General features: G+C 37.5%; 14 protein-coding genes. 4 read left to right on the top strand and 10 right to left on the bottom strand.

Features of this window, described 5'->3' with window-relative positions:
- Positions 1-116 precede the first annotated feature (116 nt).
- Both AABB81_RS02410 and AABB81_RS02405 read left to right on the top strand, forming a co-directional pair.
- Positions 117-551, top strand: coding sequence for a hypothetical protein (locus tag AABB81_RS02410; RefSeq protein ID WP_342158350.1), 435 nt, complete (start codon positions 117-119; stop codon positions 549-551).
- A 131-nt stretch (positions 552-682) separates the two neighbouring features.
- Positions 683-2986, top strand: a complete 2304-nt coding sequence (locus AABB81_RS02405) for a type IA DNA topoisomerase (RefSeq protein ID WP_342158349.1) — start codon at positions 683-685, stop codon at positions 2984-2986.
- Here AABB81_RS02405 and AABB81_RS02400 read toward each other — a convergent pair.
- On the bottom strand, positions 2983-3657 hold the full coding sequence (locus AABB81_RS02400; protein WP_342158348.1) for a DUF2461 domain-containing protein: 675 nt from the start codon (positions 3655-3657) through the stop codon (positions 2983-2985). The genes AABB81_RS02405 and AABB81_RS02400 overlap by 4 nt on opposite strands.
- 287 nt (positions 3658-3944) lie before the next feature.
- Here AABB81_RS02400 and AABB81_RS02395 point away from each other — a divergent pair, with 287 nt between their 5' ends.
- A complete protein-coding gene (locus AABB81_RS02395; protein WP_342158347.1) occupies positions 3945-5201 on the top strand; it encodes a glycosyltransferase in 1257 nt (418 codons plus the stop codon).
- Here AABB81_RS02395 and AABB81_RS02390 read toward each other — a convergent pair.
- Positions 5172-5558, bottom strand: a complete 387-nt coding sequence (locus AABB81_RS02390; RefSeq protein WP_342158346.1) for a DUF423 domain-containing protein — start codon at positions 5556-5558, stop codon at positions 5172-5174. The genes AABB81_RS02395 and AABB81_RS02390 overlap by 30 nt on opposite strands.
- A gap of 563 nt (positions 5559-6121) precedes the next feature.
- On the bottom strand, positions 6122-6976 hold the full coding sequence (locus AABB81_RS02385; protein ID WP_342158345.1) for an ATP cone domain-containing protein: 855 nt from the start codon (positions 6974-6976) through the stop codon (positions 6122-6124).
- 76 nt (positions 6977-7052) lie between these two features.
- Here AABB81_RS02385 and AABB81_RS02380 point away from each other — a divergent pair, with 76 nt between their 5' ends.
- On the top strand, positions 7053-8297 hold the full coding sequence (locus tag AABB81_RS02380; protein WP_342158344.1) for a mechanosensitive ion channel family protein: 1245 nt from the start codon (positions 7053-7055) through the stop codon (positions 8295-8297).
- On the opposite strand, the gene AABB81_RS02375 is transcribed toward AABB81_RS02380, so the two are convergent.
- The 7 genes from AABB81_RS02375 to leuD all read right to left on the bottom strand — a co-directional run bounded on the left by AABB81_RS02375 (position 8298) and on the right by leuD (position 14719).
- The gene (locus tag AABB81_RS02375; protein WP_342158343.1) at positions 8298-8918 is read right to left on the bottom strand and encodes a TetR/AcrR family transcriptional regulator; all 621 of its coding nucleotides are present in this window, start codon (positions 8916-8918) and stop codon (positions 8298-8300) included.
- A 124-nt stretch (positions 8919-9042) separates the two neighbouring features.
- Positions 9043-9195, bottom strand: coding sequence for a hypothetical protein (locus AABB81_RS02370; protein WP_342158342.1), 153 nt, complete (start codon positions 9193-9195; stop codon positions 9043-9045).
- Positions 9196-9281: 86 nt separating this feature from the next.
- A complete protein-coding gene (locus AABB81_RS02365) occupies positions 9282-9680 on the bottom strand; it encodes a hypothetical protein (protein WP_342158341.1) in 399 nt (132 codons plus the stop codon).
- Positions 9681-9789: 109 nt separating this feature from the next.
- Positions 9790-11307 carry a DEAD/DEAH box helicase gene (locus AABB81_RS02360; protein WP_342159632.1) on the bottom strand — a complete coding sequence of 506 codons (1518 nt, stop codon included), beginning with the start codon at positions 11305-11307 and terminating at the stop codon, positions 9790-9792.
- Positions 11308-11516: 209 nt separating this feature from the next.
- Positions 11517-12575, bottom strand: coding sequence for a 3-isopropylmalate dehydrogenase (leuB, locus tag AABB81_RS02355; protein ID WP_342158340.1), 1059 nt, complete (start codon positions 12573-12575; stop codon positions 11517-11519).
- A gap of 15 nt (positions 12576-12590) precedes the next feature.
- The gene (locus tag AABB81_RS02350) at positions 12591-14111 is read right to left on the bottom strand and encodes an alpha-isopropylmalate synthase regulatory domain-containing protein (protein WP_342158339.1); all 1521 of its coding nucleotides are present in this window, start codon (positions 14109-14111) and stop codon (positions 12591-12593) included.
- Positions 14112-14122: 11 nt separating this feature from the next.
- The gene (gene leuD, locus AABB81_RS02345; RefSeq protein WP_342158337.1) at positions 14123-14719 is read right to left on the bottom strand and encodes a 3-isopropylmalate dehydratase small subunit; all 597 of its coding nucleotides are present in this window, start codon (positions 14717-14719) and stop codon (positions 14123-14125) included.
- Positions 14720-14723 lie beyond the last annotated feature (4 nt).

Here is a 14723-nt window from a genome sequence, read left to right as displayed (position 1 = left end):
CTATTCTATGATTGAGTAGGTTTTTTTTTTACAATTAATTGGTTTTTCTGAGCTCTATTCTACTCATTTTAAATTTATTATCTATATTTAATAGTATAAACCAAACTATAATCATCATGACTGAATCAAAAAATAAACCCACAACATCTTTCTGGATTATCGGTATTGTGGCGCTCATTTGGAATCTGATGGGTGTCTATGAGTATTTAACAATCGCTTATATGACAGCGGAAGAACTTTTTGCCCTGCCTCCCGAAGAGCAGGTTCTTTATGAAAACATTCCTGCCTGGGTTACCGCGGCATTTGCATTGGCCGTGTTTGGAGGATCCCTTGGTTGTATATTGCTTTTGCTTAGAAAAAAACTTGCCATCCCGGTGTTTATTATTTCGTTTGTGAGCATACTGGCACAAATGACCTATAACCTTTTAATGAGCAATGCGATTGAAGTTTATGGTCCAATGGGCTTAATTATGACCGTCATGGTCATTGTTGTTGGTGCTTTTTTGGTATGGTATTCAAGAAAGACACAAGCTCAGGGTATATTAAGTTGATTAGTAAAACAGTGACATGTCCCAAACGCTTATTCAAATTGAATAAGCTTTTTCTATGACTTTAAATATGTGTTTTCATTGATGATATTCCCTTTCATTTTTATAATTTGCAGGCCTGTTAAATGATTCAAATGAAAGTTTGCATTGCTGAAAAACCAAGTGTAGCAAGAGAAATAGCGAAAGTGTTGAAAGCCAACACTAAACGTGATGGATATTTTGAAGGAAACGGCTATGCAGTTACCTACACTTTTGGCCATTTATGTACTTTATTCGAGCCCAATGATTATAAGCCTTACTGGAAGAGGTGGGATCTGAATAACCTTCCTATGCTTCCTGAGAAATTCAGCATAAAATTGAATAAGGATGCCGGAATCCAAAAACAATTCAAGGTCATCAAAAGCCTGTTCGACAAAGCAGAAGTGGTAATCAATTGCGGGGATGCAGGTCAGGAGGGAGAATTGATACAACGCTGGGTGATGATGGAAGCAGGGTACAGAGGTAAATCTCAGCGCCTTTGGATTTCATCCCTTACTGAAGAGGCCATCAAGCAAGGATTTGAAAAGCTGAAACCCGCTGCCGATTATGATCAGTTGTTCCATGCGGGCTTTTCAAGGGCCATTGGCGATTGGTTACTCGGAATGAATGCGACAAGGCTTTATACCTTAAAATATGGAAAAGAAAGACAGGTGCTGTCGGTCGGAAGGGTTCAAACTCCAACCCTTGCTATGGTTGTCGAACGTTATCTGGCTATTTTAAACTTTAGGCCTCAACCCTATTGGGAGTTACAAACAACCTATAGAGACACTGTATTCAGATATGAAGAAGGTAGATTTCTCAAAAAGGAAGATGGAACAACTGTGGCCGAAAAAGTGAAAAACCGGCCTTTTGAAGTAGTTTCTATCGATAAAAAAAAGGGGAAGGAATATGCTCCAAAGCTTTTTGACCTTACCGGCTTACAAGTCTACTGCAATACAAAGTTTGGCTTTACAGCTGAACAGACCCTGAACATTGCTCAAAAGTTATATGAACAGAAAATGATCACATATCCCAGGGTCGATACAACATTTTTGTCAAATGACATTTATCCAAAGATTACCGGGATACTGAATCAATTGACCAAATACAAGGAGCTATGTGAACCGGTCTTAGGCAAAAAAATCAAAAAATCTTCAAAGGTTTTTAATGATAAAAAAGTTACTGATCATCATGCCATGATCCCCACGGGTACAGAAATGCATCTTTCTTCAGAACAGCAAAGAGTCTATGACATCATCACACGACGGTTTATAGCCTCTTTCTATCCTGATTGTGAGGTAGCTCATACGCACGTAACAGGAGAGGTAGATACATATTCCTTTAAAACCAGTGGTAAACAGATTTTGAATCAGGGTTGGAGAACGGTGTTTCAACTGACAGACCAGGAAACTGATTCAAAAGATTCTTTGCTTCCCGAATTCGCAAAAGGTGAAAAAGGAGATCATACTCCTTCATTTCTCGAAAAGGAAACCAAACCTCCAAATCAATTTACCGAGGCCAGTTTATTACGATCGATGGAGACTGCAGGCAAAGATATTGATAATGATGAATTGCGCGATTTGATGAAAGAAAACGGAATAGGAAGACCCTCAACCAGGGCAAGCATTATTGAGACCCTTTTTAGGAGAAACTATATCCTTAGGAACAAAAAGCAAATTCTTCCGACCACTACGGGGATTGAACTCATCAAAACGATTGAGAATCAACTGCTGAAATCGGCTGAACTCACGGGAAACTGGGAAAAGAAATTAAAAGAAATAGAAAGAGGTGAATATCCTGCCGGCGCTTTTATCAAACAGATGAAAGCAATGGTTGATCAATTGGTCTATGAAGTAAGATCAGATACGAGGTCACGATCTATTTCACTCAGCCATGACAGCCCTTCTGAACAGACATCAAATCCTAAAAATTCGGATTCCCCGCTCATTGGCCATATCTGTCCAAAATGCGCCGAAGGAACCCTTGTTAAGGGAGCAAAGGCATATGGTTGCAGCAATTTTACAAATGGCTGTAAGTTTTTACTGCCATTCAGGTATATGGGCAAAAAAATATCTGAAAACCAATACCTCAGGTTACTCAAAAAATCAGAGACAGTTCATTTGAAGGGCTTTTTAAAAGAGGGGCAAAAAGTAAATGGAAAATTGTGTTTTGATCAAGAATTTGGCCTGATGCTGAGAGGTGCCAATACAGTTAAAATAAAACAAGACAAGCCTCAGAAAAAGTGTCCAAAATGTAAAACTGGAGTGCTTCTAAAAGGCAAAACCGCCTATGGCTGCAGTCATTATAAAAATGGATGTGATTTTCTGTTTCCATTTGATAAATTACGAAAATTGGCCTTGGGTAAACCATTGACCCCCATACTTGTTTATCAGATTCTTTCGGAGAAAGAAGCGGTTTAATCAATCGTGGAAACCCCGTTCAGATCGGTGGTAAGCACTTCACTCATATAATCAAAAAAGGGTCGTAGCGCTTTAAAGGATTTGAGGACCTCCTTTAAGAAATCAGGAGATAAAACTTCACTGTCAGAAAATTTCCTAACTGCAATGAATCCTTTTTTTCTAATCAGGTCAATGGCAGGATCATCTTTTTGAAACCCCTTTGGCGCGGTCTTTAATTCATCACCTTCCAATTGTCCGCCAAAATATTTTTTAAAATCAGGTGCTTCCAGTATTTCTCTGATTTCCACGTCGCTTATCTCAAACTCTTTTCTTATCCTGAACAGGTCCTCTTTATTTGGTGCCCAGAACCCTCCTGCCAAAAAAGATTCCCCTGGCCTGATTCTCAAGTAATACCCGCCTCTTAACCTTTTTCCGGTACGGCTGAATGACCCTGCAAAATGAGGCTTATACGGAGTTTTATCTTTAGAGAACCTAACATCCCTGTAAATTCTGAACATTTTGAAATTTTCTATTTCATCAAACTGCATCATGCCTTGTTTGATTTCCTCGTAAAATCCTTTAGCCTCTGACTGTATTGCCTGGAACCTTGGTTTATGGGTGTTAAACCAATCTCGATTGTTGTTCTTCCTGAGTTCTTTTAAAAATGAAAGTATCTCTTCGTTGAGCGGCATATCTTTAGATTTATCTCTTGTAAAGATATTAAATTAGACGAAGAAACGAATTGGGCAAATACTTTATAAACCTTTCGGTTGTCAATGCTGTGCTCAAAAACTAGAATTGATGTTTTCGCTATTTTGATATTCTGAATAACACAATGGTGTGTACATGTTTTTTTGACTCAATCAAAGCGTACACTGATACTCAGTTAAAGTGATAACAGGACCTGGTAAATCTTTTCAAATAAGTTTGTCAGGCCACAAGACTGGCTTATCTTTAAACTATCTAAGAAACATAAAAAATGAACAACAAAGTATTGATCATTGGTCTTATATGGCCCGAACCCCTGGCAACTGCTGCGGGGTCCAGAATGATTGAGCTTATTGATTTTTTATTAAAACAAGGCTATGAACTTAGCTTTGCATCAGCAGCTTCAAGAAGTGATTTGTCATATGACTTTTCTGAATTGCCTGTGTCGTGTATTGACATTGAACTCAACAGTAGCAGTTTTGATGCTGATCTCAAGAAACTGAATCCGGGAATGGTAATTTTTGATCGGTTTTTAACTGAAGAACAATACGGCTGGAGGGTACAGCAAACCTGTCCCGGTGCCATCAGGATATTAGACACAGAAGACCTTCATTTTCTCAGAAAATCTAGAGAAATGGCGATAAAGCAGGGAAGCGATGATTGGATGAAATTCATCCAAAATGATACAGCCAAAAGGGAAATAGCGAGTATATTTCGATCCGATCTTTCCCTGATTATTTCAAAATTTGAAGTGGACTTATTGCAAAATGTATTCAACATTCCTGAATCATTGCTTTTATACCTTCCCTTTTTAAAAGGCATTGAAAAAGATGTTAATATGCATCCCATTCCCGGTTATGATCAACGCTTGAATTTTATGTGTATAGGAAATTTCAAGCATAAACCGAACCTCGATGCCGTTTTTTATTTACAAAGTGAAATCTGGCCCCTGATCAGAAATGAATTGCCCCAGGCAGAACTGCACATTTACGGTGCCTATGCCAGTGAGGCCATTACGCAATTAAACAATAAGAATACCGGATTTTTGATCAAAGGATGGATAGAGCATAAAAGGGAGGCTTTTGTCAATTACAGAATCTGCCTGGCTCCTCTTAGATTTGGAGCCGGTCAAAAAGGAAAGCTTCTTGACGCCATGATTTATGGCACGCCCAGCGTCACGACGTCAATAGGTTCAGAAGGCATGTCTGCATCTGAAGAATGGAATGGTTTTATTGAAGATCAACCCGGGGCTTATGCCTCAAAGGCGGTCCTGCTTTATCAGGATAAACTGCTATGGGATAATGCCCAAAAAAAGGGCTTCGATCTAATCAGTCAAAATTTTGATAAAGACAGCTTTGAAAGGCGCCTTGCATTTAAATTGGAAGAATTGTCAAATAAACTCCAGGCTCACAGGGCATCAAACTTTATTGGAAATATGCTTTCTCATCATACGATGAAAAGCACAAAGTACCTTTCAAAATGGATAGAACTAAAAAACCTAACCAACAATAATATAGTAAATAAGTAATCCCCAGCCACTCATCAATAATAAGCCGCCTACGGGAGTGATGGGACCGAGAAATTTTAGATTTAACCTTTTGGCCTTAGCATAACACAGACCATAAATACTAAAAGAAAATAAAAGCACTCCAATAATCATACAAGAAGCAATCATTCTTTCTGTAAAATCAATGAAATCAAAATGAAATCCCAAAAAAAGCAAGACTACGGCATGAATTAACTGGTATTTGACTCCGGTTTCAAAACTATGCAAGACCTCCGGTGGTAATATACGTTTTAGCCGATGCGCCCCAAAAGCTCCGAATATTACACCAAAAAAACCAAAAACGGCACCGAATAATTTTACGATCAGAATCATCATCATTGTTTTAAATTATAGTTTCCCATTGAGGCAGACGCTTAATATTTTACTGTGACTTCACATTACTATCTGCCCCTTGATGTAAAAAAGAACGTTGAAAAAGGCATAAAATTTTATCCTGTAACCATTTATATACCAATACATTGAAAATATCAAATATTTAAACATGAAACGATTAAATAATGGTATAAATATTTTCAATTCTATTTGAATAGATTTAACTTATAATTATTTTATTTAGAATTTGTTTGCGTTTTTCGTTAAAATACAGTTAATATGGTAATTATATCGTAACAGATAAAGCATTGCCAACGTCTTTATAGTAGAAACCATCAAATTACAGGATTATGAAATCAGATATCAACACATTGGCAACAGAAGAAAGAAGGTATGTTCAATTTTCAAAGTTTAAAAATGCAAAAAGAATCAGATGGTCAGAACACAGGCATTATGGACATTAAAAACTTTTTCAGTTTATGGATTTGTCATTCATTTCATATGGAGTTTGTTTCTTATAGAATGCATCGCTCCTGCATATTTCATTATGCTGATGAAAACATACTAAATTAATGAACTTCGGCATCATTCTCACACAAGTCTGCAATATCGTCCAATATCTTTTTGGAGCGCATTTTTGAGAAACCATGTTTATCCAATAAATCAGGGGTCTCATAAATATCTTTACACAAAACAATCCCCTGTTCTAAAAAGGCCTCTTTCTCTCTTTTGGTAATTGACGTTAGCGCCGTTATTGGAAACAATTTTGATTTATTTATTCTGTATTTTAAACTCTGATTTTCGGGATAATCCCAACTTACAAGGTTTAAACCACTGCATTTTGCATAGGTGATGGCATCAAGGGTAAATCTTGTATTGGTAAAAATCCACCCCTGATAATTTGTTTTTTTATCTGGCTCATCCTGTTCAAGTTTCCTGCGAATATCGTTAAACCGGGAGTGAATATATAAAGGGATTTTTATATCATTGGGCTTCCCTTGTGCATTATGGTATTTACACTCAACAATATAACACTTATCCTTTTTAGAAGCCAGAATATCAACTTCATGGGCTATACAGTTACCCTGAATAACAATACCAACCTGTGTTGCATACCCGTTTTGGCCAAATATATGTCCGATGTATTTTTCAAAAGGAAACCCGGACGGCCCTAAATCCATAAGAGCTTTTTTTAGCCTGTACCTGGCAGCACTGGGCCTTCTTTGGCTTTTTAATATTTTAAAAGCTTTGCTGTAAATCTCCTTGGTGGTCATTCCCGAATACAGTTCGCTTTTCACTTTCTGAACGATTTTACTGGCCAAGGCATCGTCGGCTTTTGCATTCTTCAAAGACAAAATAAGCTTGCTTTCATCAAAGTCTACAAGTTCACCCGAATACTTTCTTATTTTGACCGAACGCTTCATACACCTAATATAACAAACTATTTCTTTATTCAAGTGTTTCGTCGTATTTTTGCACCTCAATTTTTGATAAAATCATATGACCGACATTTCACATTTCTTCTATCGATATTTTTTACAACTGGGCGTATCTGAAGCCGGGGCCAAATACCTAAATATGGCCGCGCTGCTTCTTGTTATGCTGATCGTTATCGTTATTGCTGATTTGCTGATCAGAAAATTTTTGCTCAATCTCTTTACAAGGTTTTCTGAAAAGACAAAAACCCGCTTTGACGATTTTTTGGTTATAAATAAAGTACCGAGAAATGTGGCCCATATAATTCCTTTGCTTATTGCTCTTGAATTCACGCCGATTGCCTTGGCTGATTTTGACTATTTGGAGAATATAATTGTCAAAGGGCTCCTGGTGCTGAGTATACTCATAACCATTTGGATCATCAGGAGTTTTATAAAAGCTGTAAGGGACTATCTAAACACAAAAGATGAACTAAAAGACAAACCTATCAACAGTTATGTACAGGTGGTTCTGATTGTTGTTTGGTCAATCGGATTACTTTCGGCTTTCGCAATTGTCACAGGTATCCCATTCTTTAAATTCATCACGACACTTGGTGCAGCTTCAGCGGTTATATTATTGATATTCAGAGATACCATCATGGGTTTTGTAGCGAGCCTGCAGGTTTCAATAAATGATATGGTGCAAAATGGAGATTGGATCACTTTTGAAAAATTTGGTGCAGATGGAAATGTTATTGAAATCAATCTTGCCACTGTAAAAGTTCAGAATTTTGACAAGACCATCACCACGATTCCTACCTATGCCTTAATATCCGATTCTTTTAAAAACTGGAGAGGCATGGAAGATTCGGGAGGTCGCAGGATTAAAAGGGCTGTAATCATTAAACAAAGCAGTATAAAATATTTAAACAAAGAAAAGGTAGAAGCTCTTAAAAAAATAGAATTAATTTCAGATTATATAGACAAAAGAGCTGCTGATATTGACAAATACAATGAACAAAATAATGTGAATAAAGACCTTTTGATCAATGGCAGGAACCTGACCAATATAGGGGTTTTTAGAAAATTTATAGAAACGTATATTGAACATCATTCAGCCATCAATAAAAATATGATGATCATGACAAGGCAACTTGCACCAACACCTCAAGGGATCCCACTTGAAATCTATGCTTTTAGCAAAGATAAAAGATGGGAAAATTATGAATACATCATGGCAGATATATTTGATTACATCATAGCAGCGGTTCCCTACTTTGACCTGGAAGTATTCGAATTGATCAGTGAATTCAAAACTTCGGACTAATCAGCTTATATTTTGAGGAATTTGAATGGCGTCAATAATAAAATTGGCCACTTGGGTAGCTCCTTTTATTTTAATCAATTCAAATTCATCATTTCCTGCATTAATAAAGTCTTTCATTAATGGAGAGGCTACATGAGGAAACACGCTCAATGCAAAAATATTGATCATTAACTGCTTAGGGTTAATCTTTCTAATGCGCCCTTTTTCAATTTCATTCTCAATCTGATAATAAAAAATTGTTGGATCAGGCATTCTCAAATTCACTATGAATTCCTTTGCAAAATCGGTCTTTGATTTTGATTTACGAATCAAACCTAAAGGAAGGAATTTATAATCATTGATAAAAGACACATAGTTATGGATGAAATGCCTGATTTTTTCTATCACGGTCATGTCGCCATCCATAATATCCTGCAGTTGAGGCGAAATTCGTCCATATAGTTCGAGAAAAACATACTTAAAGATTTCGTCTTTGTTTTCAAAATAGGTTTTTAACTCTTTTTTGCTGATACCGGCTGCCTTGGCAATGGAGCTCATACTGGTGCCTCTGAAACCATTGTCCTGGAACTCGATAATCGCGGCCTCTATGGCCTTCATTTGGTTGGGGGAAAAACTGTTCATATGTATATGTATTACTTGATAAATGTAAAAAAATATTCAATACGCCCAAATTCTGAGCTTGAAGAAGCCCGGATACCTTTAAAACTTAACTTGCATATAACATGGAGCATTTTGCCTCTGCCCTTTAATAAACCTCCATCAATTGATTTGCACCCGCAAGATACATGGCAACATCATCAAAATCCTCATCATGAAGGAGCATGATCATGTCGTTATCGGTTAACCCGACAGAAACGGGTACTTTTTTAAATTCACAAGCGTCTATTATTGAATACATAAAGAAATGAATTGGTTTAAAAAGCATACCAAATGGCTTCATGCTGCCTTTTTGAAATAAAGGGCAGATCATAAATGATCAATCAATTATGTCTGTTGGGGAGGTTGGAAAATATCTGAGTTTTCCATGAAAGAATAAAAATTATAGTAATAAAAATCTCTTTTTTCTGCATTTGGTATTTCTGTAAAAAGAAATACCGGCTGTTCAAGTTGAAATACAAAAAGATGCCCTGAGTCGCATGCTAACCTTTGATTGAATGGTAATTTCTGATGTTCGGTGTCATTACCTGTTTCACCTTTGTTCTGTTGCATCTTATTGCCATAATGCTTTGACAAAAACAAAAAAATATCATCCCCATCGGTAGCTTGGTGAAACTCTATATGGTCCAAAAGACTTCCGAGTTTGAACATATCCGAAGCATGAATACTGAAACTCTGGGTGAGCACAAAAACTGACAATATAAATGAAGTCGACTTTCTTAGCATTACCTTCGAAATTACGAATATAACCCATCTTTTAAAAATATAAATCTAAGGAATTATAATTTTCTAAGAATTGACTAAAGTCACTTAAGTGTTGTTCTACTTTGTTAAATTACCTGAAGAACAAACTTATCTTGACCCGAAGTTGTCTTTTATAGTCTTCTTCGAGCCATTTTAAATAATTTTTTGAGCTTTTAAGGATACAAAAGGAATATTGTTTGATTCGGTATTCTATCTCGTCATTCAGCTCTCTTGAAAGGATATGGGCATCAAAGGCATCTTCACTGTTTTCAACGCAGATCTTTGCGTGCTGCTCTATTGATTTTTCAAGAACCAGCTTTGATTTTGATCCTGACCCCATAGCTAACTCATATTCGGATTGAACATCAAAATGAAAGTCAGTTGATTTGGAAAACATAGCTTTCACATTTTCAGGCATTTCATATTTGAAATTGCGTTCAATTTCATCATCAGTGATCAAATTCTCCAAAAAGTACGATGGGTTCTTAAAAATAAGTTGCCAGTCCACATCGTCTGTCCACAACCCAAACCTTGACATATTGTTTCCCAGATCCAAAACCGAAAATTCCTTTTTGCCAGGTATAACTCTGGATCCCCTGCCTATCATCTGAAAATATAAAGCAAGTGATTTAGTAGCTCTATTAATAATAATTGACTCTATTGTAGGTTCATCAAAACCTGTGGTAAGAATCCCAACAGAGGTCAAAATGGCATCAGGGGTATTCTTGAACCATTTCAGGACACTCTTTCTTTCTTCTTTGGTATTCGTATTGTCTATATAATTGACTTTGTACCCGGCTCTCTTAAAGATTTCATAAACATGTCTTGAAGTATGGATTCCGTTGTTAAATATAAGGGTCTTCTTTCCTTTGCTTGTTTGTTCGTAGGCACTGATCAGTTTTGATTGCATTTCATTTTTGGTATACAATTCTTCTGATGATTTTACGGTATAATCTCCATTGGCACCAATTTTCAGCGTACTCAGATTGACATTATAACTGTAAGTAGTCGCTTGTGCCAAAAATCCCTTTTCAATAAGCGACGTGATTTTTTCACCAACAATAAGATCTTTGTAGATCTCGTTCATGGGAAGGTTTACGTTAGAACTCAGGGGTGTTGCCGTTACTCCGAGGATAAAACACTTTTCAAAATGCTTGAACAATTTTCTGAAAGAGTTGTAATGAGCTTCATCCACAATAACAAGACCAATATCTTCCAGATCAGCCTTTTCTTCTTTAATCCTGTTATTGAGGGTTTCTACCATTGCCACAAAACAAGAATATTTTGCTTCGTTGGTCACTTCTTTCACACTACTGTCAATAACCTTGTTTTGGACACCAAATTCAGTGAGCATATTAGAAGTCTGCTTACTTAGTTCAATACGGTGCGTAAGTATAAGAACCTTGTGATGGTTTTTCTTGATATAACGACGTGCTATTTCGGAAAAGATGACTGTTTTACCACCACCTGTAGGCAATTGATACAACAAATTATATTCATTCGGATTGTCATTGATCCGTTCGAAAATTTTGTCAATGGCGCCGTGTTGGTAATCGTAAAGTTTTTTACCAATTATCTTTTCTTCCTTATCAATTTTTGTCAGCACCATATCATTAAAAATAAACCTTGCAAAAATACTCAATTAACTAGGTTCTAAAGCAATTCTTTTGATTAATTTTAATAAGTTGTCATCTAAAACAGGTATAAGGTTGATAACTAAATTTTTAGAACTTGGACCGCAGGCATAAAAAAACCACCTTTTTTCATAAGGTGGTGTAAAATGAAACGGGTTTTGATCACTCGGATCAGTTTTTTTTTCTAAATATTTTGGGCTAACCAATCACCTACCTCAGAAGTTCCATAGGATTTTTCACCGTCTGCGAGATCTTCAGTCACGATTCCTTCAGACAAAGACTTGTTGACCACTTCTCTAATAGCGGCACCTTCGTCATTGAGGCCAAAACCGGTCTCAAACATCATAGCGGCAGATAATACGGTGGCCAACGGATTGGCTATGTTTTTTCCGGCAGCTTGGGGATAAGAACCGTGTATGGGTTCAAAAAGAGATACTTTTGAGCCAACTGAAGCTGAAGGCATAAGGCCCATAGAACCTGAAATCACCGAAGCTTCATCAGTTAAAATATCACCAAATAGGTTTTCAGTAATCAATACATCGTATGAATTTGGCCATTGAACCAGTCTCATCGCCACTGCATCAACAAATTCATAGGAAACTTCAACCTCGGGATAATCCTTTTCCATAGCCTGAACTGTTTCTCTCCATAGTCTTGATGTTTCGAGAACGTTGGCCTTGTCGACACAGCACAATTTTTTTCCGCGGGTCATGGCCATTTCAAAACCTTTTTTTGCCAAGCGCCTGACCTCATCCTTTGAGTACACACAATGGTCATAGGCAACATCGCCATTTTGCTCTCTTCCTTTCTTGCCAAAATAGATACCCCCTGTCAATTCCCTTAAAAACACTAAATCCGTTCCTTCAATTCGCTCTCGCTTCAGTGGGGATTTATCAATAAGTGAAGGAAAGGTAAAAGTTGGACGTACATTGGCAAACAGGCCCAATTTCTTTCTCATTTTCAATAAACCTTGTTCAGGCCTGACCTTGGCAGAAGGATCATTGTCAAATCTGGGATGTCCAATTGCTCCAAACAGAACGGCATCAGAAGATGCGCATATATCATGCGTTTCATCCGGGTAAGGGTCTCCTACTGCATCAATGGCAGCAGCACCTGTAAGTGCAGGAACCCATGTTATTTTATGGTTGAATTTCTTAGCTACGGCATCCGATACCTTGACAGCTTGTTCGATCACCTCAGGACCAATTCCGTCACCGGCTAAAAGCGCAATTTTTAATTCCATAAGAAGTATTTTAATCTAAATTATATTCAACATTTTTTGAGTAGCTACAATAGCTGATACCGTTTGATCGGAGTCCAACCCTCTGGTTTTAAAACTTTTATCACCCAGCTTCCAGGTGATAACCGTTTCACAAAGGGCATCTGAGTTCGAACCGGGTGGAATCCTAACCGCATAATCGGTAAGTTTAGGAAGTTCCATGCCTTTTTCTGTGTATATTTTTTTAAGTGTACTCATAAAGGCGTCAAACTGACCATCGCCCTGTGCGTTTTCTTCTATTAATTCTCCATCAATCCGAAGTGATACAGTGGTTGAAGGCCTGAGGCCTTTGGAATGCGTAAGTACATATGATTCAACGATAACCTTTTGCTCCACCGTATTACTGTCTAAAACATCCGAAATAATATAAGGCAGGTCCTCCTTGGTCACTACCTCTTTCTTATCTCCAAGTTCAATAATACGCTTGGTTACCTTGGCAATATCCTCGTCACTCAGGTATAGACCAAGCTGCTGTAAATTCTTTTGGATATTCGCCTTTCCGGATGTTTTACCCAAGGCATATTGTCTTTTTCGACCGAATCTTTCGGGGAGTAAATCATTAAAGTAAAGGTTCTTTTTATTATCTCCATCTGCATGTATTCCAGCAGTTTGCGTAAATACATTATCGCCAAGAACAGGTTTGTTTTCCGGGATTCTGAATCCTGAAAATGTTTCGACCAGCTTACTCACTTTGTACAAGGATTTCTCCTTGACCCCAATTTTTACCTCAGGCACAAAATCATTAATAACGGCCACCACACTTGCCAATGGTGCATTACCGGCTCGTTCACCCATACCATTTACAGTCAGGTGTAAACCATCGGCTCCTGCCCTGACGGCTTCCAGCACATTGGCTACCCCAAGGTCGTAATCATTATGTGCGTGAAAATCTACATGTATTTTGGGATAACGCTGTTTTATGCTATACACAAAGTCATATGATTCTGTTGGCGTAAGCACACCAAGGGTATCTGGCAAAAGCAATCTTTTTATAGGCTGTCCGGCTAAAAAATCAATAAACTCAAACACATAGTCAGGTGAATTCCTCATTCCATTGCTCCAGTCTTCAAGATAAACATTGGTTTCGATCCCGTTTTCAAGGGCAAGACTGATATTCTCGGAAATTGCTTTAAAATGTTGTTCGGGCGTTTTTTTCAACTGGTGCGTCAAATGATTCAGGGAACCTTTTGTAAGTAAATTCTGGACTTTGGCTCCTGTTTTTATCATCCATTCTATCGACAAGCCTTTATCCACAAACGACAACACCTCTATCTTATCGATAAATCCCGCTTCCTTGGCCCATGAAGTAATGCTTTTTACAGCATTATACTCCCCTTCAGAAACTCTGGTCGAAGCAATTTCAATTCTGTCAACATGCAGTTCTTCCAACAGCAACTTGGCAATAGTCAGCTTTTCGGTAGCTGAAAAAGATACGCCACTTGTCTGTTCACCATCCCTAAGTGTAGTATCCATTATTTCAATATTCCGTCTCTTTGACATGACCTTTGAAATTAAAATGGTCTCTTGTCGGCAAATTCAACGATTTCATCCTTCATATTCTGGAGATAATCGATATCATCAAAGCCGTTGAGCATATTTTCTTTTTTATATGTATTGATATCAAACGATTCTTTTGAACCAGTGCTTACCAAACTAACTTCCTGCTTTTTAAGATCAACCATAATTTCTGTCTTGGGATCTTTTTCTATTGCTGCAAATATCTCAGACAAAAACGTTTCACTAACCTGAACAGGCAACACTCCTACATTCAAACAGTTATTTTTAAAAATATCAGCAAAGAAACTTGAAATCACGCACCTGAATCCAAAGTCATAAACGGCCCAGGCCGCATGCTCCCTGGATGAACCTGATCCAAAATTCCTTCCACCCACTAAGATCTTACCACCGTATTTTGATTGATTCAGCACAAAATCAGCTTTTGGTGAACCATCCGCATTGTACCTCCAGTCTCTGAACAAATTATCTCCGAATCCTTTTCTCTCTGTTGCCTTAAGAAATCTTGCCGGAATGATCTGGTCAGTATCAACATTTTCTATGGGTAAGGGATATGCAGTACTCTGTAGTACCGTAAATTTATCGTATGCCATTTTT

The organism is Lutimonas vermicola, assembly GCF_038433205.1.
In the GTDB taxonomy this organism is placed as follows: domain Bacteria; phylum Bacteroidota; class Bacteroidia; order Flavobacteriales; family Flavobacteriaceae; genus Lutimonas; species Lutimonas vermicola.
Note: the sequence above shows the minus strand (reverse complement) of the source record. Positions and strands in the feature narration are given on the sequence as shown.